The organism is Novosphingobium sp. GW821-FHT09E05, assembly GCF_059416165.1.
This window is the reverse complement of sequence record NZ_JBWKOQ010000001.1, coordinates 1,353,037-1,375,030: the sequence shown is the minus strand read 5'-3', so window position 1 is coordinate 1,375,030 and position 21,994 is coordinate 1,353,037. Positions and strand designations below refer to the sequence as shown.

23 protein-coding genes and 1 tRNA gene are annotated in these 21,994 nt (G+C 67.6%); 13 read left to right on the top strand and 11 right to left on the bottom strand.

From position 1 onward, the window contains the following. The first annotated feature begins 186 nt into the window (after positions 1-186). Complete coding sequence (locus tag AC07M9_RS06435; RefSeq protein ID WP_494882301.1) at positions 187-1,365, top strand: sulfotransferase family protein; 1,179 nt, start codon at positions 187-189, stop codon at positions 1,363-1,365. A gap of 144 nt (positions 1,366-1,509) precedes the next feature. Then, on the top strand, positions 1,510-1,986 hold the full coding sequence (locus AC07M9_RS06430; protein ID WP_494882299.1) for a VOC family protein: 477 nt from the start codon (positions 1,510-1,512) through the stop codon (positions 1,984-1,986). A 176-nt stretch (positions 1,987-2,162) separates the two neighbouring features. Here the strand turns inward: AC07M9_RS06430 and cofH are convergent, their stop codons facing one another. The 3 genes from cofH to cofE are packed head-to-tail and all read right to left on the bottom strand — an operon-like array spanning position 2,163 to position 6,222. Then, complete coding sequence (gene cofH / locus AC07M9_RS06425) at positions 2,163-4,487, bottom strand: 5-amino-6-(D-ribitylamino)uracil--L-tyrosine 4-hydroxyphenyl transferase CofH (RefSeq protein WP_494882297.1); 2,325 nt, start codon at positions 4,485-4,487, stop codon at positions 2,163-2,165. A 2-nt stretch (positions 4,488-4,489) separates the two neighbouring features. Further along, entirely contained in the window at positions 4,490-5,443 is a 954-nt protein-coding gene (cofD, locus tag AC07M9_RS06420; protein ID WP_494882295.1) for a 2-phospho-L-lactate transferase, read from the bottom strand. Next, positions 5,440-6,222, bottom strand: a complete 783-nt coding sequence (cofE, locus tag AC07M9_RS06415) for a coenzyme F420-0:L-glutamate ligase (protein WP_494882293.1) — start codon at positions 6,220-6,222, stop codon at positions 5,440-5,442. Before cofE ends, cofD begins: the two co-directional genes overlap by 4 nt. Positions 6,223-6,304: 82 nt before the next feature. On the opposite strand from cofE, the gene npdG reads away from it, so the two are divergent. Genes npdG through AC07M9_RS06385 form a run of 6 tightly spaced genes read left to right on the top strand, consistent with a single transcriptional unit; the run spans position 6,305 to position 11,482 of the window. Next, positions 6,305-6,955, top strand: a complete 651-nt coding sequence (gene npdG / locus AC07M9_RS06410) for an NADPH-dependent F420 reductase (protein ID WP_494882291.1) — start codon at positions 6,305-6,307, stop codon at positions 6,953-6,955. Next, positions 6,952-7,557: a 2-phospho-L-lactate guanylyltransferase gene (gene cofC, locus AC07M9_RS06405; protein WP_494882289.1), complete on the top strand. Its 606-nt coding sequence runs from the start codon at positions 6,952-6,954 to the stop codon at positions 7,555-7,557. Before npdG ends, cofC begins: the two co-directional genes overlap by 4 nt. 52 nt (positions 7,558-7,609) lie before the next feature. Beyond that, positions 7,610-8,467: an SDR family NAD(P)-dependent oxidoreductase gene (locus AC07M9_RS06400; protein ID WP_494882288.1), complete on the top strand. Its 858-nt coding sequence runs from the start codon at positions 7,610-7,612 to the stop codon at positions 8,465-8,467. A gap of 11 nt (positions 8,468-8,478) precedes the next feature. Beyond that, positions 8,479-9,399, top strand: a complete 921-nt coding sequence (locus tag AC07M9_RS06395) for a TIGR03619 family F420-dependent LLM class oxidoreductase (protein WP_494882286.1) — start codon at positions 8,479-8,481, stop codon at positions 9,397-9,399. Positions 9,400-9,401: 2 nt separating this feature from the next. Beyond that, complete coding sequence (locus tag AC07M9_RS06390) at positions 9,402-10,661, top strand: MFS transporter (RefSeq protein WP_494882284.1); 1,260 nt, start codon at positions 9,402-9,404, stop codon at positions 10,659-10,661. 5 nt (positions 10,662-10,666) lie between these two features. After that, positions 10,667-11,482 (top strand): sugar phosphate isomerase/epimerase family protein, encoded by an 816-nt coding sequence (locus AC07M9_RS06385; protein WP_494882282.1) that lies wholly within the window; start codon positions 10,667-10,669, stop codon positions 11,480-11,482. Between the two features lie 102 nt (positions 11,483-11,584). Here AC07M9_RS06385 and thiE read toward each other — a convergent pair whose 3' ends face one another. Beyond that, on the bottom strand, positions 11,585-12,223 hold the full coding sequence (gene thiE, locus AC07M9_RS06380) for a thiamine phosphate synthase (protein WP_494882280.1): 639 nt from the start codon (positions 12,221-12,223) through the stop codon (positions 11,585-11,587). A gap of 103 nt (positions 12,224-12,326) precedes the next feature. On the opposite strand from thiE, the gene AC07M9_RS06375 reads away from it, so the two are divergent. Further along, positions 12,327-12,836, top strand: a complete 510-nt coding sequence (locus AC07M9_RS06375) for a hypothetical protein (protein WP_494882278.1) — start codon at positions 12,327-12,329, stop codon at positions 12,834-12,836. 136 nt (positions 12,837-12,972) lie between these two features. Here AC07M9_RS06375 and AC07M9_RS06370 read toward each other — a convergent pair whose 3' ends face one another. The 6 genes from AC07M9_RS06370 to tkt form a co-directional block, all read right to left on the bottom strand. Further along, positions 12,973-13,884: a fructose bisphosphate aldolase gene (locus AC07M9_RS06370; RefSeq protein ID WP_494882276.1), complete on the bottom strand. Its 912-nt coding sequence runs from the start codon at positions 13,882-13,884 to the stop codon at positions 12,973-12,975. Between the two features lie 88 nt (positions 13,885-13,972). Next, positions 13,973-15,061, bottom strand: coding sequence for an acyltransferase family protein (locus AC07M9_RS06365; RefSeq protein WP_494882274.1), 1,089 nt, complete (start codon positions 15,059-15,061; stop codon positions 13,973-13,975). A 117-nt stretch (positions 15,062-15,178) separates the two neighbouring features. Continuing rightward, positions 15,179-16,378, bottom strand: coding sequence for a phosphoglycerate kinase (locus tag AC07M9_RS06360; protein WP_494882272.1), 1,200 nt, complete (start codon positions 16,376-16,378; stop codon positions 15,179-15,181). Continuing rightward, positions 16,375-16,800 carry an MOSC domain-containing protein gene (locus AC07M9_RS06355; RefSeq protein ID WP_494883894.1) on the bottom strand — a complete coding sequence of 142 codons (426 nt, stop codon included), beginning with the start codon at positions 16,798-16,800 and terminating at the stop codon, positions 16,375-16,377. The genes AC07M9_RS06360 and AC07M9_RS06355 overlap by 4 nt, the downstream gene beginning before the upstream one ends. Before the next feature lie 62 nt (positions 16,801-16,862). Next, entirely contained in the window at positions 16,863-17,870 is a 1,008-nt protein-coding gene (gap, locus tag AC07M9_RS06350; RefSeq protein ID WP_494882270.1) for a type I glyceraldehyde-3-phosphate dehydrogenase, read from the bottom strand. Positions 17,871-17,886: 16 nt separating this feature from the next. Next, on the bottom strand, positions 17,887-19,875 hold the full coding sequence (gene tkt / locus AC07M9_RS06345) for a transketolase (protein ID WP_494882268.1): 1,989 nt from the start codon (positions 19,873-19,875) through the stop codon (positions 17,887-17,889). A gap of 238 nt (positions 19,876-20,113) precedes the next feature. On the opposite strand from tkt, the gene AC07M9_RS06340 reads away from it, so the two are divergent. From AC07M9_RS06340 to AC07M9_RS06325, 4 genes are all read left to right on the top strand, one after another. Then, positions 20,114-20,311: a hypothetical protein gene (locus tag AC07M9_RS06340; RefSeq protein ID WP_494882266.1), complete on the top strand. Its 198-nt coding sequence runs from the start codon at positions 20,114-20,116 to the stop codon at positions 20,309-20,311. Further along, complete coding sequence (locus AC07M9_RS06335; protein WP_494882264.1) at positions 20,304-20,624, top strand: cell division protein ZapA; 321 nt, start codon at positions 20,304-20,306, stop codon at positions 20,622-20,624. Before AC07M9_RS06340 ends, AC07M9_RS06335 begins: the two co-directional genes overlap by 8 nt. A gap of 156 nt (positions 20,625-20,780) precedes the next feature. Next, positions 20,781-21,398 (top strand): 5-formyltetrahydrofolate cyclo-ligase, encoded by a 618-nt coding sequence (locus tag AC07M9_RS06330; protein ID WP_494882262.1) that lies wholly within the window; start codon positions 20,781-20,783, stop codon positions 21,396-21,398. Positions 21,399-21,403: 5 nt separating this feature from the next. Further along, positions 21,404-21,631: a DUF2842 domain-containing protein gene (locus AC07M9_RS06325; RefSeq protein WP_494882260.1), complete on the top strand. Its 228-nt coding sequence runs from the start codon at positions 21,404-21,406 to the stop codon at positions 21,629-21,631. 91 nt (positions 21,632-21,722) lie between these two features. Here the strand turns inward: AC07M9_RS06325 and AC07M9_RS06320 are convergent. After that, positions 21,723-21,799 (bottom strand) — tRNA-Asp (locus tag AC07M9_RS06320). Positions 21,800-21,994 lie beyond the last annotated feature (195 nt).

The window sequence follows — 21,994 nt, the reverse complement described above, 5'->3', positions numbered from 1 at the left end:
AACTCGTCACCCCCGCGAAGGCGAGGAAGGGTTGGTAGACCAACCCGTCCAGTCGGGTCTTGACCCGAACTCGACACAACGGCCCGATCTGACGATCCACCCGCATTGCCAATCTCGCCCCCCGGTCGATTATCTCGCGCCATGGACGGCCGCCCGAGCGGCCTGATGGGAAGAGGATCACCACACATGGCCACCACCGCCACCGACCAACTGGTCGCCGACGCGCTCATCGAACAGGCGATGACCGACACCGGCATCGACGCCTTCGACAGCGACACCTACCGCGAAGGGCTCGACGTCTTCACCGCCTCGTTCAACGACGGCATCGCCAAGGGCTGGATGAGCGAAGGCGGCATCGCCCGCGCGCGGGGCGACACGCTCCACTACTTGCGCGGCCGCCTGAAAGTCTCGCAGTACCTGCGCGACAATCCCGAGGTGCTGGAGCGCAAGATCGAGCGTCCCGTCTTCGTCATGGGCGTGCCGCGCACCGGCACCACGCTGATGTCGAACCTGCTGGCCGCCGACCCGACGCGCCGCTCGCCGCTGACCTGGGAGATCGACGATCCGGTGCCGCCGGTGACTTCGAACGCCCTGCTCACCACCGATCCCCGTGCGGTGACTAGGCTTGCGCAGGAGAAGGCCGCACTCGAGGCCAATCCCGGCATGGCCAAGTACTATCGCGGCTCGGCGATCTATCCCAACGAGTGCGTGTTCTTCATGGCCCACGACTTCAAGACGCTGATGATCGAGTCCAAGGGCAAGCTGCCCGCCTACAAGGACTTCATCTTCTCGTGCGACATGACCAGCGCCTATGAGTACCACAAGAAGTTCCTGCAGGTGCTGCAGCACCACACCACCGGCGTGTGGAACGTCAAGAAACCCTCGCACTCGCTGTGGCTGGAGACGATCTTCCAGGTCTATCCCGACGCCCGCGTGATCTGGACCCACCGCGATCCGTTCACCGCGACGGGTTCGCTGTGCTCGGTGATCTCGCTCAGCCACCAGGCGCACATGGGCCGGATCGACGCCGAGTGGCTCAAGGAGGACTACCCCTGGCAGGCCGCCGAGCATGCCAACCGGATCATGGATTTCCGCGACAGTTTCGGCGAGGACAAGATCATCGACGTCCACTACGCCGACATCGTCGCCGACCCGGTCGCCGCCACGAAGAAGGTCTACGCCCAACTCGGCGACGCATGGACCGCCGAGGCCGAAGCCGGCGTCCAGAAGTGGGTGGACGACAACCCGCAGGACAAGTTCGGCCGCCACGAATACAAGCTGGCGCAGTACGGGTTGAGCAAGGCGGAGCTGGAGCCGCTCTTCGAACGCTACCTGTCGCGCTACGATGTCGTGCGGGAGGGCTGAGGCTCACGACAACCTCATACCGTCGTCCCCGCGAAAGCGGGGACCCCGCTTCTTCCTCGCGAGGTCGAAAACAAGCGGGATCCCCGCCTTCGCGGGGATGACGGTGCAGGATGAATGGCGGCGTGCGCGCCAAGGGAGAGAGAAATGCTCGAAGGCATCCACTACCAGAACGCCTACATGTGCGACAATCTCGAGGCGGGCATCGACCTGTTCCGGGGCCGCGGGCTCGAAAAGGAGCCGGTGATCATCCCGATCGACCAGACCGTGCTCACCCCCGACGGCCCCAAACGCCAGAAGGGCCGCATCTGCTTCATCTGGATCGGCGAGCTCCAGTACGAGCTGATCGAGAACGAGATCGACGAGGTCGGCCTCTATGCCAACTGCCTGTCGAACGGCGGCCCGCTGCGCTTCCACCACATCTGCTTCCGTATTCCGGAGTGGGAGAACTTCCGCGCCCGCGTCGATGCGCAGGCGTTCCCGATCGCCATGGAGCGCGACCTGACCGGCGAGGCCGAGGGCGGGCTCAAGTTCCTCTACCTCGATGCGCGCAAGGTCTTCGGGCACTATATCGAGTATACCTGGATGCCCGAACCGATGTGGCAGTACATCCGCGCGATGTGAGGCGGGGCGGATAACTCCGCCTACCCGTTCCAAACCCACACCCTCACACCCGTCGCCCCCGCGCAGGCGGGGGCCCCGCTTCCTTGGCGCCCTAGAAAGAACAAGCGGGGTCCCCGCCTACGCGGGGACGACGGGGTGCGGTTTATCGGGTCAAGCGGCTTGGTGAGGGCCCGGCTTTAGGCCATCTCGTTGGCCACCACGTCCTTGTACAGCGTGGTCCGCTGCCGCAGCCGCCGGCCGACACTCTCGGCCGCCGCGCGCATGTCGGCTACGTCGGCCAGCTGCCCGTGCGAGGCGCCTGCCGCACGGCTGATGCTTTCGTTCATCAGCACGCCGCCCAGATCGTTGGCACCCGCCGCGAGCACCGCCGCCGCGCCGTCCATGCCTAGTTTCACCCACGAGACCTGGATCGAATCGATCGCCCCATTCAGGGCGAGGCGCGACACCGCATGCATCATCACCGACTCGCGCCAGGTCGGCCCCTTGCGGCTCTGCCCCTTGCGGTAGAACGGCGCCTCCATGTGGACGAGCGGGAGCGGCACGAACTCGGTGATGCCGCCGGTATCCAGTTGCAGGTTTCGCAGTTCGAGCAGATGCCGCGCCCAGTGGTGCGGGTTTTCGAGGTGGCCGAACATGATCGTCGAAGTCGTCGGCAGACCCACGCGGTGCGCGGTGCCGACGATATCGAGCCATTCCTGAGTGGTCAGCTTGTCCGGGCAGATCTTCTCGCGGATGTCGTCGCACAGGATCTCCGCCGCCGTGCCGGGGAGCGAGCCGAGGCCCGCATCGCGCAGCATCGAGAGATAGTCCGATACCGGCATCCCCAGCGTGCGCGCACCCTGGCTCACTTCGAGCGGGGAGAAGGCGTGGACATGCAGGTCCGGGCAGGCCTCCTTCACCGCGCGCAGGATCGAGAGATAGGTGTCGCCGGTATAGCTGGGGTGGATGCCGCCCTGCAGACAGACCTCGGTGGCCCCGCGCTCCACCGCTTCGCGGGCGCGGCCGGCGATTTCGGCGAGGTCGAGGTTGTAGGGCTTGTCGCGGAAGCCGCCCTTGCTGCTGGTCTTGCTGAACGCGCAGAACGAGCAGGTGTGGGTGCAGATGTTGGTATAGTTGATATTGCGGTTGATGACGTAGGTCACATCGTTGCCGCTGACCTGCGCGCGCAGGGCGTCCGCCGCCTCGACGACCGCCTGCGCCGCGCTGCCGCGCGTCGCGAACAGGGCCGTGATCTCGTCTTCCGAGAGCCCCGTGCCGCTCGCCGCGCGGTCGAGGATGCGGTGGATGCGGCTGGCGACTGGACCCTCATGGCGGCGGCCCAGCGGCGAGGTGACATTGCCGGGCGCGCGCTCGGACATGCCGGGGCTCCACTGGCTGTCGCGGCCGAGGCTTTCGGAATCGGAAAGCTTCAGCACCGCCGGGCGGATCGCCGGGTCGAGCCAGCCGTCTTCCTCGACGAAGCGCGGGTAGACCGTCAGGCGCTCGCCCAGCGGCATGCCGGCCTTGGCGCAGATGGCTTCGAGCCGGTCGATCTCTGGCCAGGCGGCCTCGGGATTGACGTGATCCTGGGTTACCGGGGAGATGCCGCCCCAGTCGTCGATGCCGGCGTCGATCAGTTCGGCCAGGCGCTCGTCGTTGAGGTTGGGCGGGGCCTGCACCGACACCTCGAGCGGCATGACGATGCGCGCGGCGGCGATGGTGCGCAGGAAATCGGCCTCGCTCGCCTCGATGGCGCCGGACATCTTGGTGCCGGGCTTGGGGCAGAAGTTCTGGACGATCACTTCCTGCAGGTGGCCATGCGCCTCGTGCAGGTCGCGCAGCGCGAGGAGCGCCTCGATGCGCTCGCGCGGGGTTTCGCCGATACCGATGAGTACGCCGCTGGTGGTGGCGACCTTCGCACGGCCCGCCGCCTCCAGCGAGGCGAGGCGCACGGCGGGCAGCTTGTCGGGCGAACCGTGGTGGCACATGCCTTTATCCATCAGCCGGTCCGAAGTGCTCTCCAGCATCAGCCCGACCGAAGCCGCGACCGGGCGGAGCATCCGCCAGTCCGCCTCGTCCAGCACGCCCGCGTTGACGTGGGGGAGTAGGCCGGTTTCCCGGAGCACCAGCGCGGCGCAGTGGCGCACGTAGTCGATGGTGCGCTCGAACCCACGCTCGGCCAGCCATTCGCGGGCTACGGCATAGCGCCGCTCGGGCGCATCGCCGAGCGTGAACAGCGCTTCCTTGCACCCGGCCGCCGCGCCTGCGCGCGCGATCTCCAGCATCTGCTCCTCGGTAAGGTAGGGCGCTTCCAGCCGCGAAGGCGTGGTGGCGAAGGTGCAGTAGTGGCAGACGTCGGCGCAGAGGCGCGTCAACGGGATGAAGACCTTGGGTGAATAGGTCATCCGCGCGGGCGTGAGCGGCCCGTGGCGCGTGTCGCGCCGGGCCCGCGCTTCGGCCAGCACGTCGTCCAGCGGCGCGGAAAGGAGTCGGGTTATCAGTGCTTCGTCGTCGCGAGCCATGGTCATCCTGTTTCGATACGGGCTGCGGTCAGTGCTACGCGCGCAAGCCGCTCCCGAACCTCGGCATCGCACATGACTGTTCCCGTAACGGTGACGCAAAGGCCGCGCGCCTGCAAGTCCCCCGCATCGGCGGCGTCGGCCTCGTCGATCACCAGATGGTCGAGAAGATCGCCGTAGTGATCGGCGATCGACATGTTGCTGACCGGCCTGCCGAGTTCGCCCAGCAGCTTGGCCAGCGGGCCCTTGAGCGAGGTGCCGCCCACCAGCGGCGAGACCGCCACCAGCGGCACCTTGCGCGCCGCCAGCGCCTCTCTCACGCCATCGACGGCAAGGATCGGATCGACGCTGAGGTACGGATTCGAGGGGCATAGGACGATGGCGCCGAGGTCTTCCCGCGCCAGCGCAGCAGCGAAGGCAGGCGACATCGCGGCGCCGGGTGAGCTCTCGAACCGCACCCCCGTCGCGACCGGGCGGCACTGCTCGGCGACGAAGTAGCGCTGGAAGTCCATCCACCCCTCCGCCGTCTCGACCTGCGTGCGCAAGGGGGCGTCGCTCATGGGAACTATCGCGTGCGCGATACCGAGATTGCGCGTCAGCCGGGCAGTCACTTCGGAGAGCGTTTCGCCCTCGCGCAGCCGCCACGAGCGGGCGATGTGCATGCCCATGTCGCGGTCGCCGAGGTTGAACCAGTCCGCCTCGCCGAGCCCGCGCAGCATGGCCATCGCCTGCCACGTCTCGTCCTTGACGCCCCAGCCGCGCACCGTGTCGTTGAGGCCGGCAAGCGCATACGTCACGGAATCAATGTCCGGGCAGATCGTCAGGCCGAGGTGCTCGAAATCGTCGCCGGTGTTGACGACGATCGTCAGGTCCTCCGGCGCAAGCACCGCCGCCAGCCCCGCCGCCAGCTTGGCGCCGCCGACCCCGCCCGAGAGCGCCAATACGTGCTTTCCGCTCATCGAAACATGTCCTGTTCTACCGGGCGCAACCCGCTCGCCGCTCCCGGTCCGTCTTCTGCCGAGGTCCAGCGGCCGGCGCCGCGCACCAGCGCCACCGGCGTACCCTCGTCGCCCTCGCCCATCGCCAGCGTAGCCATGGCTGCGACCGAGTCCGCAATCGCGATCACCGTGGCCTGCAAGGTGCGGCCGAAGAGGTCCACCGCCCGGCCCCGCCGGTCCTCCAGCACGGTCAGCCCCGCGCAGCCGATGGCTGTGCCGACGGTGCCGATCCGCCATGCACGGCCCATCGAATCCGCGATCACGACCCCGACCTCGGCCCCGCTCGCCGCGCGCAGATCGGCACGGATGGCGCGCGCAGAGGCGTCGGGATCGACCGGCCAGAGCAGCACTGTGTCTGCGTCGCCGCCCTCGACGTTGCTGGCGTCGATCCCGGCATTGGCGAGGACATGGCCGGTCCTGTGCCGGGCGATGATCGCGGCGGGGTGCGGCCGCATGATCTCGGCGCTTTCGTCGAGGATCGCCTGCGCCATCGCCGCCTCGCGCCCGGTGCGCTTGGCGAGGTCCAAAGCCTCCTCGCCCGGCATCAGATCGGCAAGCTCCACCGTCCGTCCCTCGCTCTTGGAGACGATCTTCTGCGCGATCACGCAGATATCGCCGTCGCGTAAGGCGTCCCCGCCTGCGGTGAGCGCGGTGCAAATCGCTTGCGCTATAGACATGCCGGTGGCGAACATGGGCAATCCGGCAAGGGCACGCACGGTGAGTTCTGGAATAGCGGTCATTGATCCTCCCGGGCGCACCTTACGTCCGCAGCGGGCAACGACAATTACCAGCGCGAAGATTTCGCGGGAGAGATTAAGCAACATGGCATCAATCGCAGTCATCGGCGGCACCGGAGCGCTGGGCAAGGGCATCGCCCGCAGGCTCGTCGCGGCGGGGCATCAGGTCACCATCGGCTCGCGCTCCGCCGACAAGGCGCAGGTCACCGCCAAGGAACTGGGCGCGGCGGGCTTCGCCGCCAATGCCGACGCGGCCGAGGGCAAGGACGTGGTCATCGTCGCGGTGCCGTTCGCCTCGCAGGGCGCGACGCTGGGCGAGATCAGGGACCGCGTGGGACAGGCCGTGGTGGTCGATACCACCGTGCCGCTGGTCCCCCCCAAGGTCATGCGCGTGCAGCTTCCCGCCGAGGGCAGCGCCGCCTTGCAGGCGCGCGAGCATCTCGGCCCCGACGTGCGGCTGGTCACGGCGTTCCACAACGTGTCCGCCCATCACCTCGATTCCGACCATGCGATCGACTGCGACGTGCTGGTGTTCTCGGACGACATCGAGGCGCGCAAGACCGTCGTCGATCTCTGCCCCGGCATGGGCATCCGTGGCCTCTCGGGCGGCGCGCTCGCCAATTCGGCGGCGGCCGAGGCGCTGACCTCGATCCTCATCTACATGAACAAGACCTACAAGGCCGACGGCGCCGGCATCCGCTTCACCAACCTGACCGAGGCCCCCGCGATACCGTGACCACCGGGCCGACCACATGGGCGCTGATCCCGGTCAAGGCGCGGGGGGCGGGCAAGACCCGCCTCGCCCCCGTGCTTTCGCCGCGAGAGCGCGACGGGCTGGTCGAGGCGATGCTCGCGCATGTGGTCGGGGTGGCGAGCGGCGTCACGGCGCGCGTGATGCTGGTGGGGCCGGAGCGGCAAGGCGTCGGCGCCGGGTTCGAACGCATCGGGGATGCGGGCGGCGGACTCAATGCGGCGCTGGAACAGGCGCTGGCCGAGATTGTCGGGCGCGGCGACGCGCCCGCCCGGCTGATCGTCCTTCCCGCCGACCTTCCCTGCCTTTCAGCAGCAGAAATCGAGCAACTGGCGCAGCTTCCGCCTGGCACGGTCGGTATCGCGCCCGACCGGCACGCACGCGGCACCAACGCCCTCTCGCTGCCCTTGCCCGAGGCGGCAGGATGGCGCTTCCACTTCGGCACCGACAGCGCCGCACTACACCGAACGGCCGCGAAAATCCTCGGGTTGAACGCGGTGACGATCACCGGGCCGGGACTGGAGAAAGACATAGACGAGCCCGGCGATCTCGCTGATGCTGGACACCTGTTCAGCCTCTCGACCTGATCGCGGGGGCGCGAAAAGCCGAAAACGGCGCGACACGGCGGAGAGGGATAACGTGCAGGCAAGCGACATCGACCTGACCGGCCAGGTGGCCTTCGTTACCGGCGGTGGCGGCGGCATCGGCCGCGCCATCGCGCTGTGCATGGCCGACATGGGCGCCGACGTTGCGATCATCGAAGCCGTTCCCGAACGCTGCGAGCAGGTCACCCGGATGATCGAGGAACGCGGCCGCCGCGCGCTCTGCATCCCCGGCAACGTCATGGACGTGGAGGTGCTGCAGGACGCCGTGGCGAAGGCCGCCGACACCTTCGGCCGGCTCGACATCCTCGTGAACAACGCGGGCGGGGTGACAAGGCGCGGCTTCCTCGACCTCACCGAGAAGAACTGGCGGCGGCACATCGACCTCAACCTTGTCAGCAACCTCGCCGCGACGCAGGCCGCCGTGCCGGTGATGATCGCAGGGAAGCGCGGCGGCGCGATCGTCAACGTCACCAGCATCGAGGCGAGCCGCGCGGCGCCCGGCTATGCCGTCTATGCCGCGTGCAAGGCTGGCATCAACAACCTGACCCGCACCCTCGCCCTCGAATTCGCCGAGCACGGCATCCGCGTGAACACCATCGCGCCCGACTACACCGTGACACCCGGCACGCGCGGCAACTTCACCGGCGAGGTGGACGAGAGCAAGTGGTACCAGCCCAGCCCGGCGCAAGTGGAGGGCATCCGCAAGCGCATCCCCGCCGGGCGCGCAGGGATCGACGAGGAATGCGGCCGCGTCGCGGTGTTCCTCGCCTCGCCGATGGCCAGCTACGTGACGGGGACGATCATTCCCGTCGACGGCGGCTCCTGGGCCTCGGGCGGCTGGGTGCGCGACAGGAGCGACGCGTGGGTCCTGCCCCCCGAGATAACGGAATAACGGAGAGAGCGATGACCTTCACCCTCAGCACCAGCCTGCCCTTCGACCACATCGACAAGCCCCAGGAATGGGGCACGATGGAAGCGCTCCACCAGATCGCGAAGGCGGTCGAGGCGGCGGGATTCTATGCCGGCACCGTCACCGACCACCCGGTGCCGTCCTCGCGCTGGCTCGACAACGGCGGGCACTATGCGCAGGACCCGTTCGTGATGCTCTCGATGCTGGGCGCGGCAACGACGACGTTGAGGCTCCAGACCAACATCCTCGTCCTCCCCTACCGCAACCCGTTCATCACCGCGCGCGCGGTGTCCAGCCTCGACCACTTCACTGCCGGGCGCGTGATCCTGGGTCTCGGCGCGGGGTACATGAAGGCCGAGTACAAGGCGCTCGGCGTCGATTTCGACAGCCGCAACGACATCATGGACGAGTACATGAAGGCCATGAAGCTGGCCTGGACCGGCGAGGACTTCGCCTTCGAGGGCAACGGCTACACCGCGCTCGGCAACCGCGTGCTGCCGACCCCGGCGCAGCTGCCGCACCCACCGCTGCTGGTCGGCGGCAACTCCAAGCGCGCCCTGCGCCGCGCGGTGGAGCTGGGCGACGCCTGGCACCCCTTCTTCGTCCCCAAGGCGATCACCGACACCGCCCGCACCGCCAACCTCGAGGGCGACGACGACATCCTCGCCGCCATCGCCTACATGGCCGAGCACTGCGAGAAGGTCGGCCGCGCCGTGCCGCCCAAGGTCATCGCCTCGTCCACCTACTCGGTGAAAGCCGGCTGGGAAGCGCAGGAAGCGCTGGACCACTTCGCCAACCTCAAGTCGCTCGGCGTCGACGGCTCTGGCGCGACGATCTACACCGAGACCCGCGCCGAATACCTCGAAGAGGCGCAGAAGTTCGGCGAGGAAGTCATCTCCAAGATCGACTTCTGAGCGTGCCCCAAACCCCGCCGACGACCACGCGCGAGGAATGGCGCCAGGCCTGGCCGACCGTGCTCGCCGCGCTGGTGGGGATGTCGTTCTATTCGGTCATCACATACTCGCTGAGCACCTTCATCGGCCCGCTCGAGCACGAGTTCGGCTGGAGCCGCACCGCGCTGTCCTCTGGCCTGACGATCTTCGCGACGATCTCGATGCTCGGCGGGCCATTCGTCGGGCTCGCGGTGGACCGGCTGGGCACCCGCCGGATCGCGATCACCTGCATGGCGCTCTCGGGCCTGGCCTTCGCCGCCTTCAGCGTCGTCGACGGCTCGCTGGTGCAGTGGACCGCGCTTTACGTGGTCTACGGCGTCGTCGCGCTGGGCATCAAGTCGACGGTGTGGAGCGCGGGCGTGTCCAGCGTCTTCACGAAAGGCCGCAGCCTCGCGCTGGCGGTGATGCTGAGCGGGTCGGCGGTCGGCCAGACCCTCGCCCCGATCACCGCTAACGCGCTCATCAACGCCTTCGGCTGGCGCTCCGCCTATATCTGGCTGGGCCTGGGCTGGGCGGGCCTTGCGCTGGTGCTGACGGTATTTCTCTACTTCGACGCCCATGCCCGCAAGGCGCGCGTCATCGACAAGGCGGCGGCGAAGGGCCCGGTAGTGATCCTGCCCGGCTTCACCCTCCCCCAGGCGATCCGCGACGCGCGGGTGCTGCGCATCGGCGCGGCGACGCTGCTGTCCTCGGTGGTCGGCTCGGGCGTCACCGTCCATCTCGTGCGCATCGTCTCGGAGAGCGGCATCCCGATGAACCGCGCAGTCGAGATCGCGGCGCTGGCAGGCATTGCCGGGATCGTCGGCAAGCTCGGCTGCGGCTGGCTGCTCGACAAGGTGCAGGGCAGCGTCATCCCGTTCCTCGGCTTCGCGGTCGGCAGCCTAGGACACTTTCTGCTGATCGGCCTGTTCTCCGGCGCGCTGCCTTTGGTGGTCGGGGTGATGTGCATCGGCTTCGCCTCGGGCGCGGGGCTGCAGATTTCGACCTATCTCATCAGCCGCTACGCCGGCCTGCGCAACTTCGGGACGATCATGGGCACGATCGCCTCCCTGATGATGGCCGGAACCGCAGTCGGCCCGCTGTTCGCTGGGGCCGTCCACGACGCGGCCGGCAGCTATGACCTGCTCGAAACCATCGCCGCGCCGGCCATGCTGGTCGCCGCGTTGCTGTTCGTCGGGCTCGGGCCCTATCCGGTGTTCCCCGACCCTCAGGCTGGGGAGTGACGCCGGTGGACCGCCTCGCCATCGAGTTCATCAGCGTCCTCGGCCTGCCGCCGGTCGAGTTCGTGCAGCTTGCGGCAGGCCTCGGCGTCACCCGCATCGGCCTCGCGCCAAGGCCGATCACCGCCAATCCGCACCGCTACCCGGGGTGGGACCTGCTGGCGGACCCCGCCCTGCGACGCGACACGCTCGCCGCCATGGCCGACACCGGGGTGAACGTGTCGCTGGGCGAAGGATTCCTCATCCGCGAGGGACTGGACGCCGACGCCTTCGCTCCGATGCTGGACCTGTTCGCTGAGCTCGGCGCGCCGGTGGTCAATGCGGTGAACATGGTGGCCTCGCCCGAACCCTTCGCCCGGCTCGCCGCGATGGCGGGCGAGCGGGGCATGGTCGCCACGGTCGAGTTCCTCCCGCTGATGCCGCCCGCCTCGTTCGCGCAGGCGCTGGCCTTCGTCGATGCCTGCGGAGCCGGCAACGCGCGCGTGCTCGTCGATGCGATGCACTTCTTCCGGGGCGGGAGCAGCGTCGAGGAACTGGCCGGGGTGAATGCATCGCGCATCGGCTACGTCCAGATCTGCGACGTGCCGATGCCGGCACTTACGGCGGACTACGGACTGGAGGCGCGAGAAAACCGGCTCGGCCCGGGCGAAGGTGACCTCCTGCTGGCGGACTTCCTCGCGGCGGTTCCGGCGGACGTAGTGATTGGCTTGGAAGTGCCGCAGGTGAGCAAGGCGCAGGACGCCGGGCCCGCCGAACGCCTGGCCCCGATGATGGCGGCTGCCCGCAGACTGATGGGACCTGTGGAGACTTGCCCAGACCTATAGTCCCCGCCTACGCGGGGATGACGGCTGAGATCAGGCGATTGGCTTGCTTCGCTGCGCTCGCGATGACGAAGGAGGGAGGACCTTTCGCCCCCTACTACCCGGTCAGAACTCAGCCTTGATCGCCGCATGGAAGGCGCGCACCGCCGCTTCCTCGTCGCCGTTCCACACCGCGCCCGACACCGCGAGGAAGTCCGCGCCCGCCTTGACAAGCGGCGCGCAGTTGTCGGGCGTGATGCCGCCGATGGCGACGCAGGGAATCTCGAAGATCCCCTGCCACCATTCGAGCAGGTCCAGCCCGGCGACGTGCTTGGTTTCCTTTGTGGTCGTGGGATAGAACGCGCCGAACGCCACGTAGTCCGCCCCGCCCTCGCCCGCTTCCATGGCGAAATGGCGGCTGGCGTTGCAGGTCACGCCGATCTGCGCGTCGCGGCCCAGTTCGCCGCGCGCCTCCTCGATCGAGCCATCGTCCTGCCCGAGATGGACGCCGTCGGCGCCGAGCCGCTTGGCAAGACCGATCGAATCGTTGACGATGAACGCCACCTCGCGGTCGGCGCAGATGCGCAGCAGCGGCTCGGCGAGTTTGGCAGCGGTGTGCTGGTCCACGTCCTTGACCCGGAACTGGAACGCCGCGACGGGCCCGGCGTCGAGCGCGCGGGCAAGGCGGTCGGGGAAGGCCCCGCCGACATCGAGCGGCGAGATCAGGTAGAGGAGCGTGGGTTCGCGCGGAGTTTCATCGGTCATGCTGCGCGCTCTAGCTTGCCGCCGCGCCAACGCCAAGCGTTCCGGAACCGTTCAGGCGCGGGTGTGTTGGTTGGGGGGCATGAGGACCCCATTTGCATTCGCCGTGACGGCTGCCCTGGCGCTTGCCGGCTGCACCGTGATCCCGCCGGCCGACCCCGCGCGGATGCAGGGGGCGTACACGCCGCAATACCCGCCCCAATCCGCGCCGCCCGCGCCGGTGCCGGGACCGGCGCCGGTGCCGGTCTACACCCCCGTCCCGGACTACCCGCCGCCCGCGCCGCAGATGCCGGAGCGAGAACCGGCGCTTACCTACGCCGCACTCGGGCAGACGGTGAGCGTCGATGGCCCGCGGGTGACGCCGCTCGAAGTGCTCGAGGACAGCCGCTGCCCGATGAACGCCCGCTGCGTCTGGGCGGGCCAGCTGCGCCTGCGCATCCGCATCGAAAGCGGCACCGGCGGCACGGTGGAGCTGACCTCGGGCAAGCCTGTGAACGTGGCCGATGGCACCCTCGAACTCGTCGAGGTGCGCCCCGACAAGATGGCCGGCAGCGGCAGCGGCGCAGTGAAGCCTTCGGACTACCGCTTCGGTTTGCGCTTCATGGGCGGGTACTGACGGCCGGACGTCAGCGCGTGTACGAGCCCAGATAAGTCGCTATCCGCTCAAATCAGAAAACTTGCTCGTGCCCGCCGCCCAAACAAAAAGGCGGCGCCCCTGGGGCACCGCCTCCTGTCGTTGCGAACCGCCGGGATCAGGCGGTGGCGGCCGCTTCCACCTTGTGGGTCGAACCGGCGTAGATCGCGTCGATCGCCTCACCCAGCGAGGCGTCGAATTCCGCGTCGCTCATCTGCGAGCGCAGGTCCGACAGCAGCGCGCGGCTGAAGCTGGCGATGATGCCCTTGTTCTTCGCCAGCTCGGCACAGGCCTCGGGACGCGCATAGCCGCCCGACAGCGCGACCACGCGCAGCACCTTGGGATGCTCTACCAGCGGGTCGAACGTGCCCGGCACCACCGGCAGCGAGAGCTTGAGCATGACCTTCTTGCCCTCGGGCAGTTCGTCGAGGTTCTTGAGAATCTCGGCAAGCAGGATCGTGTCGCACTCGGCGCGCGTCTCGCTCTTGATGTTCACTTCGGGCTCGATGATCGGCATCATCTCGTGGCCGAGCACCTGCAGGCCGATCTCGAACTGCTGCTTGACGACCGCGGCGATACCCTCGGCATTGGCCGAGTTGATGACCGAACGCTCCTTGGTACCGAACACACCAAGCTTCTTCGACCGCGCCAGCAGCGTGTCGAGCGTGGGATTGGGCTTCATCAGCTGAACGCCGTTGGCCTCGTCCTCAAGGCCCTTGTCGATCTTGATGAAGGGCACCACGCCCTTGGCGATCAGCGCCTCCGGGGTCGGGACGCCGCCCACCTTGCCGTCCATGGTGCGCTCGAACAGGATCGCGCCGATGACCTTTTCACCGGTGAAGGCAGGCGAGGCAATGATCCGCGCGCGCATTTCGTGGATCAGGCCGAACATCTCCTCCTCGTTCGACCATGCCCCTTCCTCAATGCCGTAGCCCTTCAGGGCCTTGGGCGTGGAACCGCCGCTCTGGTCGAGCGCGGCGATGAAACCGTCACCGTCGGCCATCTTGGCGGTCATGTCTGAATACTGCATGGTTTCTCCTCCTGAGTTGTTCAGCACTTGTCGTCGAGCCTATCCCGAGGCCCGTTATTTCGCAACTGCGGCAGAGCCGGCGGGGCGTTTAGCGTGGCAGCGCGCGCTCCTTCAGCGGCGGAGCACGGCGCGCCCCTTCGCGCAGCATCCTGCCGAATTTCCTGCGCATCGGAACGTCGACCCAGCGCACCGCAGCCCACCCCAGCGCGACGCAGCACGCGAGGTAGACCGCGCCCATCAGGACCGGATTCCAGCCCAGGTCGTCCTTGAAATAGCGCAGCGGCTCCATCAGCGCCCAATGTACCGCGTAGACCGCATAGGACACCTCGCCCAGGAACCAGGCCGCCGGCGCCAGAGCCCTGGATGGCTCGCAGCGCGCACCGAGCCAGACCAGCAGCGGCGAGACGACAAGGCTGCACACGAGGTCATAGTACGCATCGGGCACCGAGGTCAGGTTCAGCATCAGCATGGCGGCGATGGCGGCGAGGCAGGCGACCCCAAGCCATCCGGCGCGGCGGACCTCGGGCAGCGGCAGGCGCGCCAGCAGGACGCCCGCCGTGAACGACATCGTCGTGCGCACCATCGAGATGCCGACCTGGTGCCATACCGCGCCGAGATTGCCGCCTTCGTTCTCCAGCACCGCCAGACCGAACCACCACGCGGCCACCAGCGTCGCCGCCAGCAGGCCGATGCGCGGGAGTCGGAACAGTACGAGCACCAGCCCCAGGTTCGCCACCAGCTCGAAGAACAGCGACCACGCCGGCACGTTGAGCGGAAACAGCGTGTTCGTCACCGGCGAGGGCAGCATCAGCAGGTTGAACGGCAGCGCCTGCGCCATCATCCCGTAGCTGTAGAGGTTGCCCTGCCCGGTGAAGTGGTTCGAGATCGCCGACAGCGTCGTCACCACGATACCCACCAGGAACAGCGGATAGAGCCGGATCACCCGCTGCTTCATGAAGGCCCAGGTCGTCAGCCCCGCCTGCCAGCGCGGCAGGTAGGTCTTGCAGAGCACGAAGCCGGACAGCGCGAAGAAGAAGTCCACCGCGACGTAGCCGTGCGGAGCCTGCGAGATGTTGTAGTGGAACAGCGCCACGGCCAGCGCGGCAATCCCGCGCATGCCGTCCAGCGTGACGTGCCGGCCCTGCCAGGGCGGAGTCGTTGGTTCATGGTGGCTCATGCCGGGCACATTTCCGAGGTCTTCTCGCCTTCTTTTCGCGCAGATCGTGGCACAAGTCGCATACCAAACCATTCGTCATCCCCGCGCGGGAATGACGGGTAGGTTATGTGTAGATGTTCAGGCGCAAAGCACCGCGACGCCGGGCAGTTCCTTGCCTTCCATCCATTCCAGGAAGGCGCCGCCGGCGGTCGAGATATAGGTGAAGTCCTGCGCCACGCCCGCATGGTTGAGCGCCGAGACGGTATCGCCACCGCCCGCGACCGAAACCAGCGAACCTTCCACGGTCAGCGCCGCGGCGGTCCTGGCGAGCGCCACGGTGGCGGCGTCGAAGGGCGCCATCTCGAAGGCGCCGAGCGGACCGTTCCACACCAGGGTGCGGCAGGTCTTGAGCACGTCGCCCAGCGTTTCGGCAGCGGCCGCGCCGGCATCGAGGATCATCTCGTCGGCGGCGACTTCATGGACGTTGCAGGTGCGCAGGGACGGCGGATTGGCGGCGAATTCCTTCGACACGACGACGTCGTAGGGAAGGTGCACGGTGCAGCCCGAGGCCTCGGCATTGGCGAGGATTTCGTTGGCGGTGCCCGTCAGGTCGTGCTCGCAAAGCGACTTGCCCACGTCCACGCCCTTGGCGGCGAGGAAGGTGTTGGCCATGCCGCCACCGATGATGAGGTGATCGACCAGCGTGACGAGGTGCTTGAGCACGTCGAGCTTGGAGGACACCTTGGCGCCGCCGACGACGGCGGCAACCGGCTTCTCGGGCTTGCCGAGTGCCTTTTCGAGCGCTTCGAGTTCGGCCTGCATCGAGCGGCCGGCATAGGCTGGCAGCACGCGCGCAAGGCCCTCGGTGGAGGCGTGGGCGCGGTGCGCGGCGGAGAAGGCGTCGTTGACGTAGAAGTCGGCGTTGGCGGCGATCGCCTTGACCAGTTCGGGGTCGTTCTTTTCCTCGCCCTTCCAGAAGCGCGTGTTCTCGAGGATGGCGATGTCACCGGCGCGCAGGATGCCGATCGACTGCGCGACCACCGGGCCGGCGATCTCGGGCACGAACATCACTTCCTTGCCGAGCACCTTCTCGACTTCGCCCACCACCATCGAGAGCGACATGGTCGACGAACGCTCGCCCTTGGGGCGGCCGAAGTGGGCGAGCAGAAGGACCTTGGCGCCCTTTTCGGACAGCTCGAGAATGGTCGGCACTGCGGCGCGGATGCGGGTGTCGTCGGTGATGGTGCCATCCTGCATCGGCAGGTTGAGGTCCACGCGCACCAGCGCGACCTTGCCCGTCACGTCACCAAGGTCGTCCAGAGTCTTGAAAGCGCTCATCTTTCGATCCTTATCTCGTCGCCCACGGCAATCTCGCCGTCCTCCAGCACCACGCCCAGAACGCCGCCCCGCCAGTCCGGCGTGAGCGCGCCCTTGAGGCCCGGCGCCACTTCCTCCATGCGGCTGCACGGATCGCATTCCATGGTTATCGCGATGCGCAGGGACTGCCCGATCGCCACAACGTAGCCCGTTTCCCGGGGCAGGCGCAGCCCCTCCACCAACAGGTTCGCCCGGCGCGCATGCCATGACGGACGTTCACCGAACAGGTCGGAGACGTTGAGGTCCGCCATTGCCGCCTGCCAGCTCTCGACCTCCAGGAGCGAGACCTGACGCCGCGGCACCTTGCCCGGACGCACCGCGCCGCGAAAGTCCCCCTGGACTCCCGCGGCGACAGTGACGGCGACGGACTGCAGTTCCTCCATCCGCCCACGCGGCCTTGCATGCCGCGCGATGCCGATGAGGCGGCCCGTCGCCATCGTATGCGTCAGAGCAGGCCGCCCATCACGCCGGCTGTGTCGACCATGCGGTTGGAGAAGCCCCACTCGTTGTCGTACCAGGACAGCACGCGCACCAGCTTGCCTTCGAGGACCGAGGTCTCGAGGCTGTCGATGGTCGACGAGTGCGCGTCGTGGTTGAAGTCGATCGAGACCAGCGGCTCGTCGGTGTAGCCGAGCACGCCCTTGAGTTCGCCTTCGGCAGCGGCCTTGAGCAGCGAGTTCACTTCTTCCAGCGTCGTGTCGCGGCTCGGCACGAAGGTCAGGTCGACGACCGAGACGTTCGGGGTCGGCACGCGGATCGACGAGCCGTCGAGCTTGCCGGCCAGGTCCGGGAGCACGAGGCCGACGGCAACGGCGGCGCCGGTGCTGGTCGGGATCATGTTCATCGCGGCAGCGCGGGCGCGGCGCGGGTCGGAGTGGATCTGATCGAGGATCTTCTGGTCGTTGGTGTACGAGTGGATGGTGGTCATCAGGCCGCGCTCGATGCCGATGGCTTCGTGCAGGACCTTGGCGAAGGGCGCCAGGCAGTTGGTGGTGCACGAGGCGTTCGAGACGACCAGGTGGTCGGCGGTCAGCTTGTCGTGGTTCACGCCGTAGACGACGGTCAGATCGACGCCCTTGGCGGGCGCCGAGATCAGCACGCGCTTGGCGCCGGCTTCGATGTGCTTCGAGGCCGAGGCCTTGTCGGTGAAGAAGCCGGTGCACTCGAGCGCGATGTCGATGCCGTTGGCGGCGTGCGGCAGGTTCGCGGGATCACGCTCGGCGGTGACCTTGATGCGCTTGCCGTTGACGATCAGGTCGTCGCCGTCGACTTCGACGGTGCCCGAGAACGGACCATGGACGCTGTCGCGCTTGAAGAGGAGAGCATTTGCCTTGGCGCTGGCGAGGTCGTTGATCGACACCAGCTCGAGGTCATGGTCGGTACGCTCGAGAATGGCACGGGCGACATTGCGCCCGATACGTCCGAAACCGTTGATCGCAACCTTCGTCGCCATGTAAATCTCCTCCTAGTTAGACGCTGAGCTTTTCCAGAACCTTGGGGACGATCGCCTCGACGGTGAAGCCGAAGCGCTCGAACAGGACCTTGGCCGGGGCCGACGCGCCGAAGCGGTCCAGGCCGATGTTCAGGCCGCCGTTGCGGCTGAATGCGGTGTAGCGTTCCCAGCCCTGGGTGATCCCGGCCTCGATCGAGACGCGCAGGATCGCAGGATCGTTGGGCAGAATTTCGCGCTGGTAGGCTTCATCCTGTGCGGCGAACAGCTCCATGCAGGGCATCGAGACGACGTCGGCGCCGATGCCCTGGCTCTGCAGTTCATCGCGCACCTTGACGGCGAGTTCGACTTCCGAACCGGTGGCGATGAGGATGACCTTGCGCTCCCCTTCGGCGCTGCGCAGCGTGTAGGCGCCGCGGGCCGAAAGCATCTCGCCCGAACTGCGCAGCTGCGGCAGGTTCTGGCGGGTCAGCGCGAGGACCGAAGGCGTTTCCTGCGCTTCGAGCGCAAGGTTCCAGCACTCCGCCGTCTCCACCGCATCGGCGGGGCGGAAGACGTAGAGGTTCGGGATCAGGCGCATCGACATGACGTGCTCGACCGGCTGGTGGGTCGGGCCATCCTCGCCAAGGCCGATGCTGTCATGCGTCAGCACGTAGATCACGCGGGTCTGCTGGAGCGCCGAGAGGCGGATCGCGTTGCGGCAGTAGTCCGAGAAGATCAGGAACGTGCCGCCGTAGGGGATCACGCCGCCGTGGAGCGCCATGCCGTTCATCGCGGCGGCCATGCCGAACTCGCGGATGCCGTAATAGACGTAGCGGCCCGCGTAGTCCTCGGGGTTGAACGGCGCCTGGCACTTGGCCTTGGTGTTGTTCGAGCCGGTGAGATCGGCCGAACCGCCGACCATCTCCGGGATCGCCGGAGCCAGCACGTTGAGCCAGTTTTCCGAGGCCTTGCGGGTGGCGACGTTGGCATCGCCGGCAACCCATTCGGTCAGCGCCTTGCGCACGCCGTCCATCTCGGGAAGCTCGCCGGCCATGCGGCGGGTGAACTCGGCGCTCTTGTCGCTGGCGGCGAGGCGGGCTTCCCACTCGGTGCGGGCGGCGGCGCCCCTGGCGCCCAGCGAGCGCCAGTCGGCGAGGATCCCGGCGGGAATTTCGAACGGGGCCGAGGTCCAGCCGAGGTGTTCGCGCGCGGCCTCGATCTCGGCGGCGCCGAGCGGCGAGCCGTGGACGTCGTGGCCGCCCTGCTTGTTGGGCGCGCCCTTGCCGATCAGCGTGCGGCACGAGACCAGCGAAGGCTTGTCCGAGGCGGCCGCTTCGGCCAGCGCGCGCTCGATGTCCGCGAAGTCATGGCCGTCGCAGTCGAACACGTCCCAGCCCGAGGCGCGGTAGCGGGCGGCGATGTCCTCGGTGGTCGACAGCGAGGTGTCGCCGTCGATGGTGATCTTGTTGTTGTCCCACAGGACCTTGAGGCGGCCCAGCTTCAGCGTGCCGGCAAGGCCGATCGCCTCGTGGTTGATGCCTTCCATGAGGCAGCCGTCGCCGGCGATCACCCAGGTGTTGTGGTCGACCACGTCGTCGCCGAAGGTCGCGTTGAGGTGACGCTCGGCCATCGCCATGCCGACGGCCATCGCCAGGCCCTGACCCAGCGGACCGGTGGTGCACTCGACGCCTTCGATCAGGAAGTTCTCGGGGTGACCGGCGCAGACCGAGCCCATCTGGCGGAAATTGCGGATGTCATCGAGAGCCGGGCTGGCGTAGCCGGTCAGGTGCAGCAGCGAGTAGATCAGCATCGAGCCGTGGCCCGCCGACAGCACGAAGCGATCGCGGTCGGCCCACTTGGGCTGCGCGGGGTCGAACTTGAGGAACTTGGCGTAGAGCACGGTAGCAACGTCGGCCATGCCCATCGGCATGCCGGGATGGCCGCTGTTGGCTGCCTGGACCGCATCCATCGACAGCGCCCGGATGGCATTGGCCATCGGCGCGAGGCGGTCGGGGGAGAAAGTCATGGGAAAGCTCCGGGTAGGCGGCAATTGCGGGACGATTCGTAACTTGGGACCCCCTTTAGGGAGAGGCGACGTTCCGTCAAGTTCACCGCCCCAATTCGCGCAAATGCTCGCATAAACCGCAGGTGCGGCGCGGCCTGCCGCATGTCCGGCACCAATCGAGGCCAAGAACGTGACAAGATTGTGAACAACACGCCGCAAGTGGTTGCCAGGCGGACACTATGCGGCCAGCGAGACTTGCATGAACGAGGCTCCTGCCCTGCTCGCTCTCAACCGGATCGAGGAAGCGCTGGCGCGGATCGAAGCCGCGGCCCGCCCCGTCGGCACCGACGGGGATGCCGACCTTCGCCGCCGTCACGATGATCTCAAGGCCTGCGTCGCGCAGTCCCTCGCCGGGCTCGATGCCCTGCTCGCCCAGCGGGACCACAAAAATGGGTAACGTCACGGTTTCGATCGGCGGGCGCAGCTTCACGCTCGCCAGTGCGGACGGCGAGGAGGCGCATGTCGCCAGGCTTGGCCGCCTCATCGACGAGAAGGCGAACGCATCGGGCGCCGCGGGCCAGACCGAGACGCGCATGCTTCTGTTCGCTGCACTGATGATGGCCGACGAACTGCACGAGCTGCGAAACCGCCCGGTCCCGGCGCCTGCATCCCCCGGAATCCCTCCCGCACTGGCCGAACGTCTCGGCCGGATCGCATCGCGTGTCGAAAATCTCGCATCCCTCCTTGAGAGTGACGCGCCGAACGACTAGATAGGGACGTGACGGGATCTGCCCGGCACGTGCCGTTCGAACATCCCTGAGGCTATAAGCAAATCCTTTGGGGACTGTCCCTGCCCGGATCCTGGTCCGACGCACATGGTTCCCACCTGACGTCAAACGCGTCAGTGGATTTCTAGGAAACGACCCATGGTGGACCCGTCACCCCCCATTCCTTTTGCTGATGCAAAGGCCGCCCTCCGGCGGTCCCATCGTCAGACACGCGCCGAACATGTCGCCGGCTTACCCGCAGGGCTTCGCGCGCTGATGCTCAGCCGCCCGCCCGCGCCGCTGGTGGAGATGATCCCCGCCGATGCCACCGTGGGCCTCTATCACCCCGCCGGCTCCGAAGCGCCCGCGCTCGGATGGGCGCGCTGGCTTTCGGAAACCGGCCGCAGGGTCGCGCTGCCGTGGTTCGCTTCGCGCAGCGCGCCGATGGAGTTCCGCATCTGGGACAATCCCTGGGACGAATCGGCGCTCGCCGCCGGACCCTGGCGCGCCCTGCAGCCGGCCCAGCACAGCGAAGCCGTGATCCCGGACCTCGTGGTCGTACCGCTGCTCGCCTTCACGGCGAGCGGTCACCGCCTTGGACAGGGCGGCGGCCACTATGACCGCTGGCTGGGCGCGCATCCGCAGGTCCCGGCCATCGGCCTCGCGTGGGACTGCCAGTTGGCCGACGAACTGCCTGTCGAGAACCACGACCGCGCATTGGCCGCCATCGTCACGCCGACCCGCATGTACCACGTCGAACCGGTTGCAGGAGCCTGAGCCCGATGCGCGAGACCCCCACCTGGCGAATCCCCGTCGGCATCCTCAGCCTCGTCGCGGCGCTGGTGATTTACGGCGTCGCCGTGGCCAGCCTCGTACCGCCGCTGATCGGTGGCTGGAACGCGCTGGCGCAGACGCCGGTCTACGTCGTTCTGGGGATCGTGTGGATCATGCCTCTGGGGCGTTTCCTGATCTGGATGGAAACCGGCCGTTGGAGCGCGCCCGCCAAGTAGCCGCGCCTGGCCGCACATACGAAAAAGGCCGGGACTGGCCCGGCCTTATTTCCGTTTTGCTTCATCGCGGTGCTTGCCACTTCATGAGAAGTGGCGCGAGTGACGGGGCTCGAACCCGCGACCTCCGGCGTGACAGGCCGGCACTCTAACCAACTGAGCTACACCCGCGCAGCGATGAAAAAAGGCCGAGACAAGCCCGACCTCTGATATGTTTCCGGCTGACCGGAATTCCGTGCCTTGTCAGGGGCATGGAATGGTTTCCTCTGCCGGGGCAGAAGAAATTCCCAAGTGGCGCGAGTGACGGGGCTCGAACCCGCGACCTCCGGCGTGACAGGCCGGCACTCTAACCAACTGAGCTACACC